The organism is Duganella alba, from assembly GCF_009674495.1.
Classification (GTDB): Bacteria; Pseudomonadota; Gammaproteobacteria; order Burkholderiales; family Burkholderiaceae_D; genus Rugamonas; species Rugamonas alba.
Genome location: NZ_WKJN01000097.1, coordinates 1 through 414 on the forward strand (window position 1 = coordinate 1; position 414 = coordinate 414).

General features: G+C 73.7%; 1 protein-coding gene. It reads right to left on the reverse strand.

Annotated elements, in window-relative coordinates:
• Positions 1 to 253: hypothetical protein (locus tag GJ695_RS29905; protein WP_208024214.1), on the reverse strand; the 253-nt coding region annotated here is incomplete at its 3' end.
• Positions 254 to 414 lie beyond the last annotated feature (161 nt).

Here is a 414-nt window from a genome sequence, read left to right on the forward strand (position 1 = left end):
TGGGCGGCTGCACCAGCACGGCTTCCGGCTTGGCCGATGGCGTGGCGGCCGGCGAGGGCAAGCCGGCCGGCAAGCCGCGGCGGATCGCGGGCGTGTGGGTGTCGGCGGATGGCAAGCCGATGAAGTCGCCGCCCAAGGAGGAGGCGGCCGAGGTGCCGGTCGGCGTGGCGCAGGCGTTGTTGCCGCTGGCGCCGCTGCCGTTGCCGAAGGGCGTGAAGCGGCCGGCGCCGGTGTCGTGCGCGCCGACCGGCATGAGCGCCAGGGAGTGCCAGGCGCTGGATAATCATAATGCGGAGCTGTCCAGCAAGTTGGTGGAGCTGGAGGGCAAGATGAAGATGCTGCAGGGGGCGCTGGCCGGCGCGGCGCCGGCAGCCGTCAGTGTGGCGGCGCAGCCGGGCAAGGCGGCGCATGGCG